This window comes from Pseudomonas sp. IPO3778 (assembly GCF_013386825.1).
GTDB lineage: Bacteria > Pseudomonadota > Gammaproteobacteria > Pseudomonadales > Pseudomonadaceae > Aquipseudomonas.
The window spans coordinates 9,335-28,844 of the sequence record NZ_JACARC010000028.1; the positions used below are offsets into that span (position 1 = coordinate 9,335).

At 60.2% G+C, this 19,510-nt stretch carries 20 protein-coding genes; 5 read left to right on the plus strand and 15 right to left on the minus strand.

The window, feature by feature from the left end:
- Nucleotides 1-72: 72 nt before the first annotated feature.
- Together HX855_RS12340 and HX855_RS12345 are read left to right on the plus strand one after the other, a co-directional pair.
- A complete protein-coding gene (locus tag HX855_RS12340; RefSeq protein ID WP_177083606.1) occupies nucleotides 73-1,935 on the plus strand; it encodes an FAD/NAD(P)-binding protein in 1,863 nt (620 codons plus the stop codon).
- A 383-nt stretch (nucleotides 1,936-2,318) separates the two neighbouring features.
- Nucleotides 2,319-3,944, plus strand: coding sequence for a glucan biosynthesis protein D (locus HX855_RS12345; protein WP_177083605.1), 1,626 nt, complete (start codon nucleotides 2,319-2,321; stop codon nucleotides 3,942-3,944).
- Nucleotides 3,945-3,989: 45 nt separating this feature from the next.
- Here the strand turns inward: HX855_RS12345 and HX855_RS12350 are convergent, their stop codons facing one another.
- The 6 genes from HX855_RS12350 to HX855_RS12375 all read right to left on the minus strand — a co-directional run bounded on the left by HX855_RS12350 (nucleotide 3,990) and on the right by HX855_RS12375 (nucleotide 9,303).
- A complete protein-coding gene (locus HX855_RS12350) occupies nucleotides 3,990-4,175 on the minus strand; it encodes a hypothetical protein (protein WP_177083604.1) in 186 nt (61 codons plus the stop codon).
- Nucleotides 4,176-4,376: 201 nt separating this feature from the next.
- The gene (locus tag HX855_RS12355) at nucleotides 4,377-4,913 is read right to left on the minus strand and encodes a GNAT family N-acetyltransferase (RefSeq protein ID WP_177083630.1); all 537 of its coding nucleotides are present in this window, start codon (nucleotides 4,911-4,913) and stop codon (nucleotides 4,377-4,379) included.
- Nucleotides 4,897-5,397 carry an ATP-binding protein gene (locus HX855_RS12360; protein ID WP_177083602.1) on the minus strand — a complete coding sequence of 167 codons (501 nt, stop codon included), beginning with the start codon at nucleotides 5,395-5,397 and terminating at the stop codon, nucleotides 4,897-4,899. Before HX855_RS12360 ends, HX855_RS12355 begins: the two co-directional genes overlap by 17 nt.
- 192 nt (nucleotides 5,398-5,589) lie before the next feature.
- Nucleotides 5,590-6,696, minus strand: a complete 1,107-nt coding sequence (locus tag HX855_RS12365; protein ID WP_177083600.1) for an NADH:flavin oxidoreductase/NADH oxidase — start codon at nucleotides 6,694-6,696, stop codon at nucleotides 5,590-5,592.
- A 151-nt stretch (nucleotides 6,697-6,847) separates the two neighbouring features.
- On the minus strand, nucleotides 6,848-8,557 hold the full coding sequence (gene recJ / locus HX855_RS12370) for a single-stranded-DNA-specific exonuclease RecJ (protein ID WP_177083599.1): 1,710 nt from the start codon (nucleotides 8,555-8,557) through the stop codon (nucleotides 6,848-6,850).
- A 203-nt stretch (nucleotides 8,558-8,760) separates the two neighbouring features.
- On the minus strand, nucleotides 8,761-9,303 hold the full coding sequence (locus tag HX855_RS12375) for a YaeQ family protein (RefSeq protein WP_003209567.1): 543 nt from the start codon (nucleotides 9,301-9,303) through the stop codon (nucleotides 8,761-8,763).
- A gap of 148 nt (nucleotides 9,304-9,451) precedes the next feature.
- On the opposite strand from HX855_RS12375, the gene HX855_RS12380 reads away from it, so the two are divergent.
- A complete protein-coding gene (locus HX855_RS12380) occupies nucleotides 9,452-10,651 on the plus strand; it encodes a CaiB/BaiF CoA-transferase family protein (RefSeq protein WP_177083597.1) in 1,200 nt (399 codons plus the stop codon).
- Nucleotides 10,651-11,529 carry a TIGR02285 family protein gene (locus HX855_RS12385; protein WP_177083595.1) on the plus strand — a complete coding sequence of 293 codons (879 nt, stop codon included), beginning with the start codon at nucleotides 10,651-10,653 and terminating at the stop codon, nucleotides 11,527-11,529. The genes HX855_RS12380 and HX855_RS12385 overlap by 1 nt, the downstream gene beginning before the upstream one ends.
- A 171-nt stretch (nucleotides 11,530-11,700) precedes the next feature.
- On the opposite strand, the gene HX855_RS12390 is transcribed toward HX855_RS12385, so the two are convergent.
- A complete protein-coding gene (locus HX855_RS12390) occupies nucleotides 11,701-11,985 on the minus strand; it encodes a DUF3509 domain-containing protein (protein ID WP_177083593.1) in 285 nt (94 codons plus the stop codon).
- Nucleotides 11,986-12,277: 292 nt separating this feature from the next.
- Between HX855_RS12390 and HX855_RS12395 the strand changes: the two genes are divergently transcribed.
- The gene (locus HX855_RS12395) at nucleotides 12,278-12,478 is read left to right on the plus strand and encodes a hypothetical protein (RefSeq protein WP_177083591.1); all 201 of its coding nucleotides are present in this window, start codon (nucleotides 12,278-12,280) and stop codon (nucleotides 12,476-12,478) included.
- An 85-nt stretch (nucleotides 12,479-12,563) separates the two neighbouring features.
- Here HX855_RS12395 and thrC read toward each other — a convergent pair whose 3' ends face one another.
- The 8 genes from thrC to rpsP all read right to left on the minus strand — a co-directional run bounded on the left by thrC (nucleotide 12,564) and on the right by rpsP (nucleotide 19,399).
- Complete coding sequence (gene thrC / locus HX855_RS12400; protein ID WP_177083589.1) at nucleotides 12,564-13,973, minus strand: threonine synthase; 1,410 nt, start codon at nucleotides 13,971-13,973, stop codon at nucleotides 12,564-12,566.
- Nucleotides 13,974-14,040: 67 nt separating this feature from the next.
- Entirely contained in the window at nucleotides 14,041-15,345 is a 1,305-nt protein-coding gene (locus tag HX855_RS12405) for a homoserine dehydrogenase (RefSeq protein ID WP_003209580.1), read from the minus strand.
- Nucleotides 15,346-15,472: 127 nt separating this feature from the next.
- The gene (locus HX855_RS12410; protein ID WP_088423653.1) at nucleotides 15,473-16,204 is read right to left on the minus strand and encodes a thioredoxin fold domain-containing protein; all 732 of its coding nucleotides are present in this window, start codon (nucleotides 16,202-16,204) and stop codon (nucleotides 15,473-15,475) included.
- Between the two features lie 154 nt (nucleotides 16,205-16,358).
- Entirely contained in the window at nucleotides 16,359-17,255 is an 897-nt protein-coding gene (xerD, locus tag HX855_RS12415; protein ID WP_177083587.1) for a site-specific tyrosine recombinase XerD, read from the minus strand.
- Nucleotides 17,256-17,455: 200 nt separating this feature from the next.
- The gene (gene rplS, locus HX855_RS12420) at nucleotides 17,456-17,806 is read right to left on the minus strand and encodes a 50S ribosomal protein L19 (protein WP_003175895.1); all 351 of its coding nucleotides are present in this window, start codon (nucleotides 17,804-17,806) and stop codon (nucleotides 17,456-17,458) included.
- 45 nt (nucleotides 17,807-17,851) lie between these two features.
- The gene (gene trmD, locus HX855_RS12425; RefSeq protein WP_256344226.1) at nucleotides 17,852-18,562 is read right to left on the minus strand and encodes a tRNA (guanosine(37)-N1)-methyltransferase TrmD; all 711 of its coding nucleotides are present in this window, start codon (nucleotides 18,560-18,562) and stop codon (nucleotides 17,852-17,854) included.
- Nucleotides 18,563-18,605: 43 nt separating this feature from the next.
- Nucleotides 18,606-19,142, minus strand: coding sequence for a ribosome maturation factor RimM (gene rimM / locus HX855_RS12430; protein WP_010565276.1), 537 nt, complete (start codon nucleotides 19,140-19,142; stop codon nucleotides 18,606-18,608).
- Between the two features lie 5 nt (nucleotides 19,143-19,147).
- Nucleotides 19,148-19,399, minus strand: coding sequence for a 30S ribosomal protein S16 (rpsP, locus tag HX855_RS12435; protein ID WP_010463010.1), 252 nt, complete (start codon nucleotides 19,397-19,399; stop codon nucleotides 19,148-19,150).
- Nucleotides 19,400-19,510 lie beyond the last annotated feature (111 nt).

The following is a 19,510-nucleotide window of genomic DNA, read 5'->3' on the forward strand; positions in this document are numbered from 1 at the left end:
CAAGCTCCCTCGCCACAACGGCCCGCTCCCACAGGGGATCTCCTCATAACAATAAATAATTCGCAGGTTCCCATGGACATCACCCGCCGCGACTTCCTCAACGGCGTCGCCATCACTGTTGCCGCTGGCATGACGCCACTGCAAATCCTCCAGGCCGCTCCTGATGGGCGCTACTATCCGCCCGCCCTCACCGGCTTGCGTGGCAGCCATGCCGGCTCATTCGAAATCGCCCACCAGATGGGCTGGGAAAAGAAGGTCTTCGACACCGACAAACTGCCCATCACCGAAGACTACGACCTGGTGGTGGTCGGCGGCGGCTTGAGCGGTTTGTCGGCGGCGTGGTTCTACCGTGAAAAACACCCGAAGGCGAAGATCCTGATCCTGGAGAACCACGACGACTTCGGCGGCCATGCCAAGCGCAACGAGTTCCAGGCCGGCGGCCGGCTGATCATCGGCTACGGCGGCAGCGAGGCGTTCCAGTCGCCGAACCATCTTTACAGCAAAGAAGTAAACGGACTGTTGAAGAAACTCGGGGTGAATATCAAGCGCTTCGAGACGGCCTTCGACCGTCAGTTCTACCCGGGCCTCGGTTTGTCACGCGGGGTGTTCTTCGACAAGGAAAACTTCGGCGAAGACAAACTGGTCACCGGCGACCCGACGCCGATGGTGGCCGACGACATCGCCCCGGACCAACTGCATGCGCGCGCCATCAGCGACTTCATCCATGACTTTCCGCTACCGGAAGCCGACCGTCAGGCATTGATTGCCCTGCATGTCGCACCCAAGGATTACTTGCCGGGCAAGACTGCAGAGGAAAAGGCCGATTACCTGGCGGCCACCAGCTACCGCGATTTCCTGCTCAAGGACGTGGGACTGTCGGAAGGCGCGGTGAAGTACTTCCAGAGCCGCACCAACGACTTCATGGCCTTGAGCATCGACGCCGTGGCGTCGGCTGATGCCTACAGCGTGGGTTTCCCGGGCTTCGGCGGAATGAACCTCGCGCCCATCAGCGAAGAAGCCGCAGCGGAAATGGAAGAGCCCTACATCTACCACTTCCCCGACGGCAACGCGTCGCTGGCGCGGCTGCTGGTGCGCAGCCTGATTCCCGCTGTGGCACCTGGGCACACCATGGACGACATCGTGCTGGCGCCGTTTGACTACGCCAAGCTTGATCAACCCAAGACGCCGGTGCGGGTGCGTTTGAACAGCACGGCGGTCAGTGTGCGCAACGTCGGCGACGGTGTGCATATCGGCTACAGCCGTGGCGGACAACTCGCACAGGTACGCGGCAAGCGCTGCATCCTGGCCTGCTACAACATGATGATCCCGTACCTGCTGCGGGACCTGCCGGCAGCGCAGGCCCAGGCCTTGAGCCAGAACGTGAAGTACCCGCTGGTGTACACCAAAGTCGTGGTGCGCAACTGGACGTCGTTCCAGAAGCTGGGGGTGCATGAGATCTACGCAGCGACCCAGCCCTACAGCCGGATCAAGCTGGATTACCCGGTGAGCATGGGCGGTTACGAGCACCCGCGTGACCCGACGCAGCCGATTGGCCTGCACATGGTGTACGTGCCCACCAGCCCCAACAGCGGCATGAACGGCCGCGACCAGGCCCGCGCCGGGCGGGGCAAGTTGTATGGCCAGACGTTTGAACAACTGGAAGCGCAATTGCGGGACCAGTTGCAACGCATGCTCGGCCCGGGTGGCTTCAACCACCAGACCGACATTTTGGCGATCACTGTCAACCGTTGGTCACACGGCTATGCGACCTTCTCCAACAGTTTGTTTGACGATGCCGATGAAAGCGAAAAGCTGAAAGACCTGGCGCGCAAGCCGGTGGGGCATGTGAGCATCGCCAACTCGGATGCGGCGTGGAGTGCGTATGCCCATGCGGCGATTGATGAGGCGTATCGGGCGGTAGGTGAAGTGGGCTAATCCCGGCTCTCCAAGCAGAAGGGCTTTTGTGGCGAGGGGGCTTGTCCCCCGTTGGGCTGCGTAGCAGCCCCAAAAGCTGACTTGAATTCCTGCCTGGAAAGGGCGGTGGTTTAATGGGGCCGCTGCGCAGCCCAACGGGGGACAAGCCCCCTCGCCACAGAAAATCCCATCTTCACAGACACCAGCGATGTGTAGAAACGTCTTGTTTCATATGCAACGCCATCAACCCGCCATCAATCATTTTTCCTTCCGCACCGAACCGCTTAAGCTATTTGGCATCTGTTTAATGTCCGTTGCGTTTGGCCGAAGGCATGTCCGAACCGTTTTCTTTGATCCAGCACGTGCCAGGAACGGCGCGGGATTGTTCACGACAGGTTGTATTTATGCACCGCAGGAATTTGCTCAAAGCGTCCATGGCCATAGCGGCTTACACCGGTCTGTCGGCCAGTGGCCTGCTGGCCGCCAAAGCCTGGGCGGGCAATCGCGCCGCCGATGGCGAGGCCCAGACCTTCGACTTCGAGTCCCTGAAGATCCAGGCCAAGCAACTGGCCGGTAATCGCTATCAGGACACCAAGCAGGTGCTGCCGCCAACCCTGGCGACCATGACCCCGCAAAATTTCAACGCCATCGGCTACGACGGCAAGCATTCGCTGTGGAAAGAGTTGAACGGCCAGCTGGACGTGCAGTTCTTCCACGTCGGCATGGGTTTCAAGACGCCGGTGCGCATGCACAGCGTCAACCCGAAAACCCGCCAGTCCCGCGAGGTGCACTTCCGCCCTTCGCTGTTCAACTATGAAAAAACGACGGTAGACACCAAACAGCTGACCGGCGACCTGGGTTTCTCCGGCTTCAAGCTATTCAAGGCCCCGGAACTGGACCGCCACGACGTGCTGTCCTTCCTTGGCGCCAGCTACTTCCGGGCGGTTGATTCCACTGGCCAGTACGGCCTTTCCGCACGCGGCCTGGCCATCGATACCTACGCGAAGAAGCGCGAAGAGTTCCCGGACTTCACCCAGTTCTGGTTCGAAACCCCAGACAAGGACAGCACCCGCTTTGTGGTGTACGCCCTGCTGGATTCACCAAGCGCCACCGGTGCCTACCGCTTCGACATCGACTGCCAGGCCAACCAGGTGGTGATGGCCATCGACGCCCATATCAACGCGCGTACCGCCATCGAACAGTTGGGCATCGCACCGATGACCAGCATGTTCAGCTGCGGCACCGTCGAGCGGCGGATGTGCGACACCATCCACCCGCAAATCCACGATTCGGACCGCCTGGCCATGTGGCGCGGCAATGGCGAGTGGATCTGCCGCCCGCTGAACAACCCAGCCACCCTGCAATTCAACGCCTTTGCCGACACCGACCCGAAAGGCTTCGGCCTGGTGCAGACCGACCATGAGTTTGCGAGCTACCAGGACACCGTTGACTGGTACAGCAAACGCCCAAGCCTGTGGGTAGAACCTACAACCGCGTGGGGCGAAGGCTCTATCGACCTGCTGGAAATTCCTACCACTGGCGAGACCCTGGACAACATCGTGGCCTTCTGGACCCCGAAAAAGCCCGTGGCTGCCGGCGATTCCCTGAACTACGGCTACAAGCTCTACTGGAGCGCCCTGCCGCCGGTCAGCACCCCGTTGGCGCAGGTTAACGCCACCCGTTCGGGTATGGGCGGCTTCACCGAAGGCTGGGCACCGGGGGAGCATTACCCTGAAGTGTGGGCGCGACGCTTTGCCGTGGACTTCAACGGCGGCGGGCTGGATCGTTTGCCTGAAGGCACCGGGATCGAACCGGTGGTGACCTGCTCCCATGGTGAGGTCAAAGACTTCAGCGTATTGGTGCTGGATGCCATCAAGGGTTATCGCATTCTGTTTGACTGGTACCCGACCAGCGACAGTGTCGAGCCGGTTGAACTGCGACTGTTCATCAAAACCCAGGACCGCACCTTGAGTGAAACCTGGCTGTACCAGTACTTCCCGCCCGCGCCCGACAAGCGCAAGTACACCTGATACCGAACGTTCCCACGCTTGCGTGGGAACGCCCCCTCGGCGCTATCAGAACCGCGAAATACTCTTCATCGCCCCGATCAAATACCGCATCGCCACCTGATCGCTCTCGGTCAGGGCGCGGTATTGCTCCAGCAATTGCGCCTCATCCGAACTCAAGCGTCGGCTACGCAGGGACATCCTGCGGGCCAGAAACGACGAAAAAAGCCCCGCAACACCACAAGACTTGGCCATGGACGGTCTCCTCGTATCCATCAACTGCTCCTGGTTGCCCATCACCTCATCCCTCGACACGCAATGCCTGCGAGGATCAACCGACTGACTTCCTGGGCCAGAGATCAGACTTACCGTAAGCGTAGAAACTATCTTGCCGGGCGTGAGGCTTTTTTAGAGTAATCACTTAAAAAAGTGCTTATGAGGCAATGACCTACAGCACTATCCCACAAGAGGGCGATACAAATGGATGTCGTGCGGTTCCTGTTGATACAGCTCGGGGTCCGGCTGTTTGAGCAGGCGGCAACCGTGCCTGAGATAAAACTCCACCGTGTTACGTGACTCCGTGGCCGATACATATAACGCCTCGGCGCCGGCTGCGCGGGCGTGCCCGCAGGCCAGGGCAAACAGCTGGCCACCCAGGCCCAGGCCACGGACGCCGTGGCTCACATGCAGGAATTTGAGCTGGAGCATCTGCAGGCCCTGATGGTGGATAACCCGGCGGTCCACCACCACGGCGGCCAGCAGCCTTTCACTGTCGAACACCCCGTGCAGCCAACCACCGCGCTTAAGGCATGCATGCAAGGCCACGGCGTCCTGCTCGGCCTCGCCCTCGGGCCAGCCGCGCATGTCGTGGCACTCGGGGTACAGCAGCAACTCGCCGTGTTCCACCCGATAGCACGCCTCGATCCGTTCGGTGCGGTCAATCAGCGCCAGCAGCGGCAGGTCCTTTTCGGCGAGATCACGCTTGATCAACATGCTGTGTTTGCGCTGGAGGATAGTGAACAAGATTGAAGCCTTCAGCAGGCGTTGGCGCTTCGAAATAGCCGGTGATCAGGTCGAACTGGGCGTCACTGGTTTCGAACGCGTGGGTGCCGGCGGCGTTACGCGCCCGCAGGCGGGCCTTGCAGACCTCGTCCGGCACGTCCAGGTAATGCAATCGGTGGTCAGTGCCCGCGCCCTCGAACAACGAACGCATCCAGCGGCGACTGGCCAAGGTGTTGGCGGGAAAATCCAGCACCACCGAGAGACCGGCCTTGAGCAACGAAATGATGTGCGCCGTCAACGCATCGCGCAGCTGGCCGGTGCAACGCACATAGTCACCGAGGGCGTTGATCTGCCCGGGATAGAGCCGAGCCAGCCATTCATCCTCGCTGATCAATACCGTCTGGGAGCCCTGGGACAACTGCTGAGTCAGGGTCGATTTGCCGGATGCGATTTTGCCGCAGATCAGGTGCAACATGAGCGTCTCCTTGTGTCGCAGGGCTTGGCCGGTCATCGGCGGGCAATAAAAAACCCGCCGGTTCAAGGGCGGGTTTTTCATGCTTATCCAGCACGCGTCAACCCGCCCTCTCCTGGAGGGTGGGAATAATCGAAGCGTTCAGTAATAGAGTCATACGTTCGACCTTAGCTTCAGGCACATTCCTGCACAAGGTTAATCCCGCAAATCCGACTCATGAATCGGCTGGTCCCTATGGGTTGCCCGCTGATACTGCGCCGGCCAGATCGCCTTGCGTCCACCCAGGTCATCGTCGGCATGCAGCGGCCAGTACGGATCACGCAACAACTCACGGGCGAGGAAGATGATATCGGCCTGGCAGGTACGCAGGATGTGCTCGGCCTGGGCGGGCTCGGTAATCATGCCCACGGTGCCGGTGGCGATCCCCGACTCTTTGCGCACACGCTCGGCGAAGCGGGTCTGGTAACCGGGGCCCGTAGGAATTTCCGCATTGGCGGCGGTGCCGCCGGAGGAGACGTCGATCAGGTCCACGCCCAGGTCTTTCAGGCGGCGAGCCAGCTCCACGGTTTCATCCGGGTTCCAGCCGTCTTCAACCCAATCGGTGGCCGACACCCGCACAAACAGCGGCAGGTCTTGCGGCCAGGCTTCACGCACCGCCGTGGTCACTTGCAGCACCAGGCGGATGCGGTTTTCGAACGAACCGCCGTATTGGTCCTGACGTTGGTTGCTCAGGGGCGAGAGAAATTGATGCAACAGGTAGCCATGGGCGGCATGGATTTCCGCCACTTTAAAACCGGCGGTCAACGCACGCTTGGCGGCGCAAACAAAGTCAGCGATCACTTGCTGAATCTGCCCTTCGTCCAGTTGTTTGGGCGAGGTGTGCTGCGGGTCAAAGGCAATCGGCGATGGACCCACCGGCACCCAGCCGCCGTCTTCCGGCTTGACGCTGCCGTGCTTGCCGATCCACGGGCGGTGCGTACTGGCCTTGCGCCCGGCGTGGGCCAGTTGAATGCCCGCCACCGCACCCTGGGCGTTGATAAAGCGCGTGATGCGTTGCAGGGGTTCGATCTGTTCGTCGTTCCACAGGCCCAGGTCCTGGGCGGTGATGCGGCCATCGGCGGTGATCGCGGTGGCTTCGGTAAAGATCAGCCCGGCACCGCCCACGGCACGGCTGCCGAGGTGCACCAGGTGCCAGTCATTGGCCAGGCCATCGACACTGGAGTACTGGCACATCGGTGATACGGCGATGCGATTGAGCAGGGTCAGTTGGCGCAGGGTATAGGGTTCAAGCAGCAGACTCATGGGGCACCTCTTTTATGCAGTGGGCAGGCTCCAGGGTTCTGTTTGAACGGTCGACGAAAAGCCCGTCCCCGGCGGGCTGAAATAAGACAAGGTCACAAGACCGATCACACAGTGCTTAGAGACTAGTCGACAACAGAGGATTGCACAGGGTTCAGCGCGGCTCGATATGGGCAATCATCAGTTGCACGGTTTCCTGGCCACGGAACTCGTTCACGTCGAGCTTGTAGGCCAGTTCAACCCAGCGAATGGTGGGGTTTGGCCAGATCTCACGGTCGATACCGAAGGCGATGCCATCGAGCTTCACCGAACCACACTCGCTCTTGAGCACCACTTTCAGGTGCCGCTCGCCGACGACGCGCTGCTCCACCAACTGGAACACGCCGTGAAACAACGGCTCGGGGAAATGCTGCCCCCACGGCCCGGCATTGCGCAGGGCGCGGGCCAACTCCAGGTGAAACTCTTCAACCGCCAGGGTGCCGTCGGACAGCAGGCGGCCCGTCAGGTCTTCTTCACGCAGTTGCCGGCGCACTTCAGCGTCAAACGCCTCGGCGAACAGTGGGAAGTTGGCCTCGGGCAAGGTAAGGCCTGCGGCCATGGCGTGACCGCCGTATTTGGCGATCAACGTCGGATGCTGGCTGGCCACCACGGCCAGGGCGTCACGGATATGAAAGCCCGGCACGGAACGCCCGGAGCCCTTGAGCAGGCCGTCGCCGGCGTCAGCAAAGGCGATGGTCGGGCGGAAGTAGCGCTCTTTCATCCGTGAAGCGAGGATGCCGATCACGCCCTGGTGCCATTCCGGGTCGAACAGGCACAAGCCATACGGCATGGATTCCACCGGCAAGTCCTTGAGCTGGGCCAGGGCCTCGCGCTGCATGCCTTGTTCGATGGATTTGCGGTCCTGGTTCATGCCGTCCAGTTGCGCGGCCATTTCCCGGGCGGCGGCGACATCCGTGGTGAGCAGGCATTCGATGCCCAGGCTCATGTCATCCAGGCGACCGGCGGCGTTCAGCCGTGGGCCGAGGATAAAACCGAGGTCGGTGGACGTGATGCGTGCATGATCGCGCTTGGCCACTTCGAGGATCGCCTTGATCCCCGGCCGGGCGCGACCGGCGCGAATGCGTTCCAGGCCCTGATAGACCAGGATACGGTTGTTGGCGTCCAGCGGGACCACGTCGGCCACGCTGCCCAGGGCCACTAGGTCCAGCAGTTCGCCGATATTTGGCTGGGGTTTGTTCTCGTACCAGCCGAGGCTGCGCAAACGCGCGCGCAGGGCCATCAGCACGTAGAAGATCACGCCCACGCCCGCCAGCGCCTTGCTGGGGAATTCACAGCCCGGCTGGTTCGGGTTGACGATGGCGTCGGCCGCCGGCAGTTCGTCGCCCGGCAAGTGGTGGTCGGTGACCAGCACCTTGAGCCCCGCCGCTTTCGCAGCCGCCACGCCTTCGACGCTGGAGATGCCGTTGTCCACGGTGATCAGCAGCTGTGGCTGGCGCTGCAAGGCCACGGCGACGATTTCCGGGGTCAGGCCGTAGCCGTACTCGAAACGGTTAGGCACCAGGTAGTCGACATGGGCGGCACCCAACAAACGCAGGCCCAGGGTGCCCACGGTGCTCGCAGTGGCGCCGTCAGCGTCGAAGTCGCCCACGATCAGGATCCGCTGGCGCTGCTCCAGGGCCGTTACCAGCAGGTCCACCGCGGCATCGATGCCCTTGAGCTGCTGATACGGAATCAGCCGCGCCAGGCTTTTATCCAGCTCGGCTTCCGATTGCACCCCGCGTGCGGCGTAGAGACGGGTCAACAACGGCGGCAATTCACCGAGGAATGGCAGGACGGCGGGCAACGGGCGAGGATCGATACGCATGGGGTGACGGAAACTTCTCTTTAATACAGCGTTGAAAATTTATGCTGAAAACAGCGGTGATCCCTTGTGGGAGCTGTCGAGCCCCGGCGAGGCTGCGATAGGGTCACCTCGGTGTACCTGTCAGACCGCAGCGCCTGCATCGCAGCCTCGCTAAAGCTCGACAGCTCCCACACTCGACCAGCGTCCAATCAGTTATCGACGTTTCAGCCGCGCTCGCCAGCCAGCCATTCCAGCTGGACTTCATGCTGGCCACGGTCATCGGTCACGAAGATCGTGCCTTCGCTGATCATCACGTCCCACTTGATCACCCGTGGCATGTCCTTGGCCAGGACTTCCAGGATTTCCTGGGGTACGGCGGCGATGCTCACGTTTTTCAGATTTTTCGCCACCGGTACCACTTTGCCTTCCCACACGCGCAGGCTGCCGTAGGCCAGCAAGGTGGTGCGTTCGGTACGGCGGGAACACCAGGTCAGGCGGTCTGCATCCGGCTGGCCGACTTCGATCCAGTGCAGGACGCGATCATCCAGGCTTTTTTCCCACAATGCCGGCTCGTCTACATCCGACAAGCCACGACCAAAAGACAACTGCTCGTTGTAGAAAAGGGCGTAGGCCAGCAAGCGCACGGTCATGCGCTCTTCGGTTTCCGAAGGATGGCGGGCGATGGTCTGCTTGACGCTCTCGTACACCGAACGATCAAGGTCGGTGAGGTTGAGTTCAAACTTGTAGGTCGTGGACGGCTGGGCCATGAACGGACTTCTAGAGACAGGGAAAGGCGGCAAGTCTAACCGATGGCGAGGTGATTCAACGAATCCTGCGCTGCATCATCCTTATCACTGCGCCACTCGCCTATGTTAAAAGGCATCACATCCCCGCACTGCGCTTGAAAGGATCCCCATGTCGTTTACCGCCAAACCGCTTGCCGGCCTGAAAGTCATCGAACTCGGCACCCTGATTGCCGGCCCGTTTGCTTCACGTATCTGCGCCGAGTTCGGCGCCGAGGTGATCAAGGTTGAATCCCCGGATGGCGGCGACCCGTTGCGCAAGTGGCGCAAGCTGTATGAAGGCACGTCGCTGTGGTGGTTTGTGCAGGCGCGCAACAAAAAGTCGCTGACCCTGAACCTGAAACACCCGGACGGCCTGGGGATCCTCAAGCAATTACTGGCGGATGCCGACATCCTGATTGAGAACTTTCGCCCAGGCGTGCTGGAAAAGCTCGGCCTGAGCTGGGAAACCTTGCACGCCCTGAACCCGAAACTGGTGATGGTGCGCCTCTCGGGCTTTGGCCAGACCGGGCCGATGAAGGATCAGCCCGGGTTTGGTGCGGTGGGCGAGTCCATGGGCGGCCTGCGTTATATCACCGGTTTCGAGGACCGTCCGCCGGTGCGTACCGGGATTTCCATCGGCGACTCGATTGCCGCGTTGTGGGCGGTGATTGGCGCGTTGATGGCCTTGCGGCACCGCGAGGTCAACGGTGGCCTGGGCCAGGTCGTGGATGTGGCGCTGTACGAGGCGATCTTCGCGATGATGGAGAGCATGATCCCGGAGTTCGACGTATTTGGTTTTATCCGCGAACGCACCGGTAACATCATGCCCGGCATCACGCCCTCCTCGATCCACACCAGCAAGGATGGCAAGCATGTGCAGATCGGCGCCAATGGTGATGCGATCTTCAAGCGCTTTATGTCGGCCATTGGGCGGGAGGACCTGGCCAACGACCCCGCCCTGGCGAGCAACGATGGCCGCGACAGCCGTCGCGATGAACTGTACGGGGTAATTGATCGCTGGGTGAATTCGCTGCCACTGGAGCACGTGGTGGAACAACTGAACAAGGCCCAAGTGCCCGCCAGCCGGATCTACAGCGCAGAAGACATGCTGGGAGACCCGCAGTTTCTCGCCCGCGAGATGTTCCTCCAGGCGAAGCTCCCCGGCGGCAAGGACTTCAAAATGCCGGGCATCGTGCCCAAACTCTCGGACACACCGGGCAGCTGCGAATGGGTTGGACCACAGCTGGGTGAGCACAACGGCGTGGTGCTCAATGAATTGGGCTACGACGCGGCGGCCATTACCCGCCTGCGCGAGGCCGGCGCAATCTGATGGCCCGGCGCTTCATCATTCGACTCTGCCTCCTGGGTTCACTGTTCGTGGGGTGGCCGCTGTCGAGCCAGGCCCAAGACACCCTGATCTGGCTGTTGCGTGACCTGCCGCCGGTGACGATTTTCGAAGGCCCGCAACAAGGCCAGGGCGTGCTCGACCAACTGCTGCCGATACTGGCCGAGCACATGCCGGAGTACCGGCACCAGATCCTCCACGTGAACCGGGCACGCGGCATGCAAATGCTCCGTGACCCCGGCACCCTGACCTGCGACCCGTCCCTGCTGTGGACAGCGGAACGGGCGAAAACCATTGTGTTTTCCACCCTGGCATTTGCAGCTGTCAGCAATGGCGTGACGATCCGCCAGAGTGAGCGGGCAGCGCTGGCGCCCTTTGTGGTGGAGGGGACGTTTGACCTGGAAGCTTTTTTGAGTGCCCGGGACGCGCGCCTTGGCATCATTGCCGAACGCAGCTATGGCGAAATCATTGATGAAGCACTGAAACATGCCGGCGCTCACAAACTGGCACCGCACTACGGCAACGACGCCCTCGGCAGCTTGCTGCAAATGCAACGCAAGGGCCGGCTGGAGGCGGTGCTGGGTTACTGGACCGAAGTTCGCTACCAGGCGCTGCAACAGGGCATCGATCCCCAGGACCTGATCTTCTACCCCATCAAAGGCACCGCGCCCTATCAACTGACACGCATTGCGTGCACGGACAATGTCCCCGGCCGCGTGGCCATCGAGCGGATCAATCAGGTACTGCGCGAGATCCCGCAAGAGCAGTTGCGACAGTCCTACGCCTCCTGGCTCGATCCGGTCATGCGCGAGCAGTACCTGAAAGACAATCCGACGTTTTTCCAGGATGCGCCAGGCCCGTGACAAATCGCAGGCAAAAAGAAACCCCGAGCAGTGGGGAGACAACTCGGGGTTAATAAGGGCCTAAAAAGACCAGTAACAACGAGCCACAAGCACCGGAGCACAATGCTTGATCTCGCTGTTACAAAATCTGACTCACCTTGCCGTAGGAAGGTTCCCAACAAAAATAATTCTTCATGCGCAGGCAATTGGCCGGGTCAGGGCCGCATTGCGCAACGCCGCTATGACCGAGGGTTCCAGGCGTCCTTCGGCAATCATCAGGTCGCGGTGCAAGCAGTCCACCACATCCACCAATGCACGCTTGTCGGTCAATTGTGCCTGGTCGACTTCACGTTCGACCACGATGGCACCGGCAGGATTCTTTACGGTTACCAGGCACTCGCCCTGCACACCCGAGGTGGTCAGCGTGACCTGATAAGGGCTCAGTGCTTCACCGAGCAATAGGCTGATACTTTCCATCTCGATCACCACTCAATAGTTCGGGAACAATCGTATAAACGGGGGCTGCCTCTCTCCTAAGTGACTATTTGTCTCGTAGGAAAGTTCGCTTTTTCGTCTTTCAAGGGTTGCCGGGGATGACGTGTCCAGCATGCGCTTGCAACATGACAACCAAAAAACGGCGGCACATAACTGCTTACTCAATGGGCCGCTGTTTTGGCGCTGATGGCGAGGGTGAATCCTATACTCGGTGGGTGCTGGTCACGCTGCCACACAGGCCTATCAAAAGCCCCAACTGCGAAGGATGAAGACCATGCTGGAACACAACAAAGAGCAGGCAGTATTAGAGAAAATTCACGCTGACATATCACGGATTTATGCCGAGCAACGCAAGCTCAATGCAGAATCCCACAAGATAACCCGTGAGAATTTCTGGTATCCCGTGGGTATCGCCATAGGCTTCTTCACTGCTGTGGGGACCGTCATGGCAGTAGCGCAAAAACTGCTCGTTTAAACGACACCCAGCCGGGCCTGCCAGAAACAAAAAACGCCGCTGACCCACGGAAGGGAAAGCGGCGTTTTTGTGTAAGCGGTATTCGTTACAACGGCTTACCGCGATTGCCATGCTGGCTGACAAACGCCTGCACAGCTTTCAGGTCATTGGCCAACACGGTGCAACGCTCTTCACGTTCAAACAGGTCGGCCAGGTGCGGTGGCAATTCCAGTGCTTTGCCAACACCCGCCTTCTCCACCGCTTCCGGGAATTTGACCGGGTGCGCGGTGCCGAGGATCACCATCGGAATGTCCAGGCTGCGGCGGCATTCGCGCGCGGCCTTGACGCCAATGGCGGTGTGCGGGTCCAGCAGCTCGCCGGTCTGGGCGTAGACTTCGGCGATGGTCTCGCAGGTTTCGGCGTCGTCCACAGCCAGGGAGTCGAACAGCTTGCGGGTTTCGGTCCAGCGCTCTTGTTCGACACTGAAACCGCCACCCTGCTTGAAGCTGTCCATCAGGCCGGCCAGGGCTGCGCCGTTGCGACCGTGCATGTCGAACAGCAGGCGTTCGAAGTTCGACGAGACCATGATGTCCATCGACGGCGACAGCGTGGCGTGCAGGGTTTCCTTGACGTACTGGTTGCCGCTCATGAAGCGGTGCAGGATGTCGTTGCGGTTGGTGGCGACGATCAACTGGTTGATCGGCAGGCCCATGTTGCGCGCCAGGTAACCGGCGAAGATGTCGCCGAAGTTGCCAGTTGGCACCGAGAACGACACTGAACGTGCCGGGCCGCCCAACTGCAGGGCTGCGTGGAAGTAATAAACGATCTGGGCCATGATCCGCGCCCAGTTGATCGAGTTCACGGCCACCAGGCGCGTGCCCTTGAGGAAGCTCTGGTCAGCGAAGCTGTTCTTGACCATTTCCTGGCAGTCATCGAAGTTGCCTTCGATGGCGATGTTGTGGATGTTCTCACCGAAGATGGTGGTCATCTGACGGCGTTGTACTTCCGACACGCGCTTGTGCGGGTGCAGGATGAAGATGTCGACGTTTTCGCAGTGCTTGCACCCTTCGATCGCCGCCGAGCCGGTATCACCGGAGGTGGCGCCGATGATCACCACGCGCTCGCCGCGCTTTTCCAATACGTAGTCCAGCAGGCGACCCAGCAGTTGCAGGGCGAAATCCTTGAACGCCAGGGTCGGGCCGTGGAACAGCTCCAGCACCCACTCGTTGCCGTTCAGTTGGCGCAACGGTGCGATGGCACTGTGGGAAAACACGCCGTAGGTCTCTTCCAGAATCTTCTTGAAGTCGGCATCCGGGATGCTGCCGGTGACGAACGGGCGCATGACCCGGAACGCCAGCTCGTGGTACGGCAGGCCGGCCCAGGAGGCGATTTCTTCCTGGGTGAAACGTGGCAGGTTTTCCGGCACGTACAGGCCGCCGTCAGTGGCCAGACCGGCCAGCAAAACGTCTTCGAAATTCAGGGCCGGTGCCTGGCCGCGGGTGCTGATATAACGCATGACTGGCTCCTCTAGAGCATGCTTGAACAAGGGCCGCCGAACGTGTGGGGCCCTTGCCGCAAAACGATTAGTTCAGGTGTTCGACGCGAATCCGCACCACCGGCCCAACCACGCCCTGCAACGCTTCAAGCGCGGCGATGGCGTCGTTGATGTGCTGTTCCAGCACGCGGTGGGTCAGCAGGATCATGGGCACCAGGCCGTCTTGTTCTTCGACTTCCTTCTGCATGATCGATTCAATGTTGATGCCGCGCTCCGACAGGATGCTGGCCACCTGCGCCAACACGCCCGGGTGATCCTTGGCCTGGATGCGCAGGTAGTAGGCACTTTCGCAGGCTTCGATCGGCAGGATCGGGTGGGCCGACAGCGAATCCGGCTGGAAGGCCAGGTGCGGTACGCGGTTTTCCGGGTCGCTGGTCATGGCACGAACCACGTCCACCAGGTCGGCAATCACTGATGAAGCCGTAGGCTCCATGCCGGCGCCGGCGCCGTAGAACAGGGTCGAGCCGGCCGCGTCACCGTTGACCATCACGGCGTTCATCACGCCATTGACGTTGGCGATCAGGCGGTCGGCCGGGATCAGCGTCGGGTGCACACGCAGCTCGATGCCGGCCGGGGTGCTGCGCGCCACACCGAGGTGCTTGATGCGGTAGCCCAGGGCTTCGGCGTAGTTCACGTCGGCGGTGGTCAGCTTGGTGATGCCTTCGGTGTAGGCCTTGTCGAACTGCAGCGGGATACCAAAGGCGATGGACGCCAGGATGGTCAGCTTGTGGGCTGCGTCGATGCCTTCCACGTCGAAGGTCGGATCGGCTTCGGCGTAACCCAGGGCCTGGGCTTCAGCCAGCACGTCTTCGAAGGTACGGCCCTTCTCGCGCATTTCGGTGAGGATGAAGTTACCGGTGCCGTTGATGATGCCGGCCACCCAGTTGATACGGTTGGCGGACAGGCCTTCACGGATCGCCTTGATCACCGGGATGCCACCGGCCACGGCCGCTTCGAACGCCACGATCACGCCCTTCTCGCGGGCCTTGGCGAAGATTTCGTTGCCGTGCACGGCGATCAACGCCTTGTTGGCGGTGACCACGTGCTTGCCGTTTTCGATGGCCTTGAGTACCAGTTCACGGGCCACGGTGTAGCCGCCCACCAGTTCGATGACGATATCGATTTCAGGGTTGGTGGCGACTTCGAAGACATCGTTGGTAATCGCAATACCGGTCGTTTGGAACTGAGGCTTTGGCGTACGCGTGGCAATTTGTGCCACTTCAATCCCACGCCCTGCACGGCGGGAAATTTCCTCAGCGTTACGCTGAAGTACGTTGAAGGTGCCGCCACCGACGGTCCCTAACCCACAGATGCCTACTTTGACCGGTTTCACTGAAGAACTCCCCATGAAACGGCCGACTCAAGGTCGGCCGTGAAAACAGCCGCACAACTGCGGCTCTCTGTTAATGACCCGCCGAATGGTCGGCCAGTCATGATCGTCAAAGGCTCGACGATAGTGCTTACTTTGCGTTCAGTGCCAGTTTGGCAACTTGCGGCGCCGGCTGGTAGCCCGGAATCACCTGGCCGTCAGCCAAAACGATGGCCGGCGTGCCGTTCACACCAATCGACTGGCCGAGGGCGAACTGCTTGGAAACCGGGTTGGCGCACTTGGCGGCCTTGATTTCCTTGCCATCGACCATCTTGTCCATGGCGGCTTTCTTGTCGGCCGAGCACCAGACGGCTTGCAACTGCTCGTCACCCGGCGAACCCAGACCCTGGCGCGGGAACGCCACGTAGCGCACTTCAACGCCGAGCTTGTTCAGCTCAGGCACTTCGGCGTGCAGTTTGTGGCAGTAGGGGCAGGTGGTGTCGGTGAACACGGTGATGTGGGTCTTGGTTTCGCCAATGGCCGGGTACACCACGGTTTCAGCCACTGGAATGCCATTGATCAGCTTGGACACGCCCAGGCGCTCGGCCTTTTCGGTCAGGTTGACCGGCTTGCCGTCCTTCAACTGGAACAGGTAGCCCTGGACGATGTACTGGCCATCGGCGCTGGCGTACAGCACGCGGCTACCCTTGAGCTTGACTTCGTACAGGCCGGCCATCGGGCTGGCACTGATGCTTTCAATCGGCGTGTCGAGCTGGAGGGCTTCCAGGCTCTTGCGGATTGTCTTCTCTGCTGCGTCATCGGCGACGGCAAAGGTTGAGACCAACGCAATGGCTGCGATGGCAAAAATCTGGGTCAAGCGCATGGGAACTCCTGAAGGCAGATGCAGGGACGGGAGCAGGAACACCGATCTTCAAACACGGGTTTGGGCCGTCCCCTTTGCGAACCGGCAAAGCCTACCACAGTTGGGCCGCAGGGCAGCCAGTCGCGGGGAAATTGGGCTTTTTCCGGCGTGTTTTTCATCCGCGGGGATGGTGCTTGGCGTGCATCTCCTGCAAACGTGCCCGCGCCACGTGGGTGTAGATCTGGGTGGTGGACAAGTCGCTGTGCCCCAGGAGCATTTGAACCACGCGCAAATCGGCACCGTGGTTGAGCAAATGCGTGGCGAAAGCATGGCGCAGCGTGTGGGGCGACAGCGACTTGCCGATGCCCGCCACCCTGGCCTGGTGCTTGATGCGGTGCCAGAAGGTCTGGCGGGTCATCTGCTCGCCGCGCTGGCTGGGGAACAGCACGTCGCTAGGGCGACCGTTAAGCAACTCGCTGCGGGCGTCGCGCATGTAGCGTTCGATCCACACAATTGCCTCTTCACCCATGGGCACCAGGCGCTCCTTGCTGCCCTTGCCCATCACACGCAACACACCCTGGCGCAGGTTGACCTGCTCCAGGGTCAGGCTGATCAGTTCGGTGACCCGAAGGCCGCAGGCGTACAGCACTTCCAGCATGGCGCGGTCGCGCTGGCCGATGGCTTCGCTCAGGTCTGGGGCAGCGAGTAGAGCCTCAACGTCGGCTTCCGACAGGGATTTGGGCAGTGGCCGGCCCAGTTGCGGCATGTCGATTTGCAGGGTGGGGTCGATCGCGATCAGCTTCTCCCGCAGCAGGTAGCGATAGAAGCCACGCACACCGGAAAGAAAACGCGCAGTGGAACGGGGTTTGTAGTTTTGCTCCAGCCGCCAGGACAAATGGTCGAGGATCAGCTCACGGCCGGCGTTGAGCAGCTCGAGGTTTTTCTCCTGCAGCCAGCCATTGAACAACGCCAGGTCGCTGCGGTACGCCTGCCGGGTATTGTCCGACAGGCCTTTTTCCAGCCAGAGGGCGTCGAGGAAGCGGTCTATCTGGGGGTGATCGATGGCGGGCATGGGAGCTCAAGCTGATGACTGTGGTGTCTGGTAGATCCTATCGCGGGCAAGCCCGCTCCCACAGGGGTTTTGTGTGCTGTTTCGATTTCGTGAACAAGCACACGCCAATGTGGGTGCAGCTCGGTCCCGACCCTCTCAACAAATCGCGGGCACAAAAAAGCAGCCCGTAGGCTGCTTTTTTCTGCATCGGGAAGCTGGACTTAAGCCAGTTTTTCCTTGATGCGAGCCGCTTTACCGGACAGGTCACGCAGGTAGTACAGCTTGGCTTTACGTACGTCACCGCGACGTTTAACGGCCATGCTGTCGATTTGCGGGCTGTAGGTCTGGAAAGTACGCTCTACGCCAACACCGTTGGAGATTTTACGAACAGTGAAAGCACTGTTCACACCACGGTTGCGCTTGGCAATTACCACGCCTTCGAACGCTTGCAGACGCGAACGGTCGCCTTCCTTCACTTTCACCTGAACGACAATGGTGTCGCCCGGGGCAAAGGTAGGGATCTCTTTGGTCATCTGCTCTGCTTCGAGTGCAAGGATGATTTTGTTAGTCATGCTGTGCTCCTAAGGTAAGTCGTCGGACCTACCATCGATACGTTGTTAACTATCGTCCCGCGCGAGGATGTATTCCTCGAGCAGCTTCTTCTCTTCTCCAGAAAGCGAGCGGCTTTCCAGAAGATCGGCGCGTCGTTCATAGGTCCGCCCGAGGGACTGCTGTAAACGCCAACGCCGGATGTGTGCGTGATTGCCACTTAGCAATACGTCGGGAACACGCTGATCCGCATACACCTCCGGTCGGGTGTAGTGCGGGCAATCCAGCAAACCATCCGTGAAGGAATCTTCCTCCGCGGAGTCCGCATGCCCTAAAGCTCCAGGCAGCAGTCGTGTAACCGCATCTATCAGGACCATCGCCGGCAGCTCGCCGCCAGACAGGACATAGTCCCCAATCGACCACTCTTCATCGACATGAGCCTCAATAAAACGCTCGTCAATGCCTTCATAGCGACCGGCAATCAGGATTAATGCTTCCAGATTCGCCAACTCGCGTACCGCCGACTGATTCAGCTGACGGCCTTGAGGGGACAGGTAAATTACCTTCGCCTTCTCCCCGGCGGCTGCCTTGGCCTGAACCAACGCATCTTCCAGGGGCTTGATCTTCATCACCATGCCAGGGCCACCGCCAAATGGGCGATCGTCCACAGTGTGATGTCGATCCGTCGTGTAGTCTCGCGGGTTCCAACAGGTCAGCTGCAAGAGCCCCTGTTTCACCGCCCGACTGGTGATGCCGTACTCGCTGATGGCGGAAAACATCTCGGGAAACAAACTGATCACTTCAACGCGCAGGTTAGCCACGTTAGAAGTCCGCGTCCCATTCCACCTTCATTTCGCCCGCGGCCAGGTCGACAGCCAACACGCATTGCTCGGTATAGGGCAACAGGCGTTCACGATCATCCAGGCTGCCAGCGCAAGGCTTGACCACCATTACATCATTGGCGCCGGTTTCCAGAAGATGATCGATTTTCCCGAGCAATTGCCCGAGTTGATCAATAACCTTCAGACCTTCCAGCTGGTACCAGTAGTACTCGCCGTCGGTCAATTCAGGGAACAGGTTGCGCGGCACGCAGATCTCATAACCGGCCAGAAGACGAGCTTCTTCACGATCATCAAGACCCTTGAGCTTTGCGACCAGGAACTTGTCGTTCCCGCGTCCACTGACCAGCTCTACCTGTTTCACACTACCTTCGCGCTTGAGCGTCCAGGTCTTGTACTGCAACAGGTTTTCAGTCGGATCAGTAAAGGAATACACCTTCACTTCGCCGCGAACGCCATGAACAGAGTAAATCTTGCCGATAACGATCAAATCATCAGCAACCGCTGGCGTCGCGTTCATATTGCTCAGGCCGCAGCCTTAGATGCATCCTTCAACAACTGAGCAACGCGCTCAGAAGGTTGTGCACCAACGCTCAGCCAGTAGGCTACGCGCTCTTGGTTCACGGACAGACGAACTTCTTGACCACGAGCAACAGGGTTGAAGAAACCAACCTGTTCCTTGTGCGAACCGTCGCGCGGGTTGCGGCTGTCGGTTACGGTCAAGTGGTAAAACGGGCGCTTTTTGGAGCCGCCAAGGGCAAGACGGATTGTTAGCATGTGAACATCGTTCCTGTAGTCGGTGCTGCAAATCTAAATGCACAGCGGGCATAGGTGCCCGAAAGGCCGCATATTCTAAGGAATATCCGGACTTTTGCAAATGTCTTTTTC

Bases quoted from the DNA above. Each gene is read 5' to 3' on its own strand.
- HX855_RS12340 (WP_177083606.1), top strand. From the start codon at position 73: ATGGACATCACCCGCCGCGACTTCCTCAACGGCGTCGCCATCACTGTT.
- HX855_RS12345 (WP_177083605.1), top strand. From the start codon at position 2,319: ATGCACCGCAGGAATTTGCTCAAAGCGTCCATGGCCATAGCGGCTTAC.
- HX855_RS12350 (WP_177083604.1), bottom strand. From the start codon at position 4,175: ATGGCCAAGTCTTGTGGTGTTGCGGGGCTTTTTTCGTCGTTTCTGGCC.
- HX855_RS12355 (WP_177083630.1), bottom strand. From the start codon at position 4,913: ATGTTGATCAAGCGTGATCTCGCCGAAAAGGACCTGCCGCTGCTGGCG.
- HX855_RS12360 (WP_177083602.1), bottom strand. From the start codon at position 5,397: ATGTTGCACCTGATCTGCGGCAAAATCGCATCCGGCAAATCGACCCTG.
- HX855_RS12365 (WP_177083600.1), bottom strand. From the start codon at position 6,696: ATGAGTCTGCTGCTTGAACCCTATACCCTGCGCCAACTGACCCTGCTC.
- recJ (WP_177083599.1), bottom strand. From the start codon at position 8,557: ATGCGTATCGATCCTCGCCCGTTGCCCGCCGTCCTGCCATTCCTCGGT.
- HX855_RS12375 (WP_003209567.1), bottom strand. From the start codon at position 9,303: ATGGCCCAGCCGTCCACGACCTACAAGTTTGAACTCAACCTCACCGAC.
- HX855_RS12380 (WP_177083597.1), top strand. From the start codon at position 9,452: ATGTCGTTTACCGCCAAACCGCTTGCCGGCCTGAAAGTCATCGAACTC.
- HX855_RS12385 (WP_177083595.1), top strand. From the start codon at position 10,651: ATGGCCCGGCGCTTCATCATTCGACTCTGCCTCCTGGGTTCACTGTTC.
- HX855_RS12390 (WP_177083593.1), bottom strand. From the start codon at position 11,985: ATGGAAAGTATCAGCCTATTGCTCGGTGAAGCACTGAGCCCTTATCAG.
- HX855_RS12395 (WP_177083591.1), top strand. From the start codon at position 12,278: ATGCTGGAACACAACAAAGAGCAGGCAGTATTAGAGAAAATTCACGCT.
- thrC (WP_177083589.1), bottom strand. From the start codon at position 13,973: ATGCGTTATATCAGCACCCGCGGCCAGGCACCGGCCCTGAATTTCGAA.
- HX855_RS12410 (WP_088423653.1), bottom strand. From the start codon at position 16,204: ATGCGCTTGACCCAGATTTTTGCCATCGCAGCCATTGCGTTGGTCTCA.
- xerD (WP_177083587.1), bottom strand. From the start codon at position 17,255: ATGCCCGCCATCGATCACCCCCAGATAGACCGCTTCCTCGACGCCCTC.
- rplS (WP_003175895.1), bottom strand. From the start codon at position 17,806: ATGACTAACAAAATCATCCTTGCACTCGAAGCAGAGCAGATGACCAAA.
- trmD (WP_256344226.1), bottom strand. From the start codon at position 18,562: ATGTTTTCCGCCATCAGCGAGTACGGCATCACCAGTCGGGCGGTGAAA.
- rimM (WP_010565276.1), bottom strand. From the start codon at position 19,142: ATGAACGCGACGCCAGCGGTTGCTGATGATTTGATCGTTATCGGCAAG.
- rpsP (WP_010463010.1), bottom strand. From the start codon at position 19,399: ATGCTAACAATCCGTCTTGCCCTTGGCGGCTCCAAAAAGCGCCCGTTT.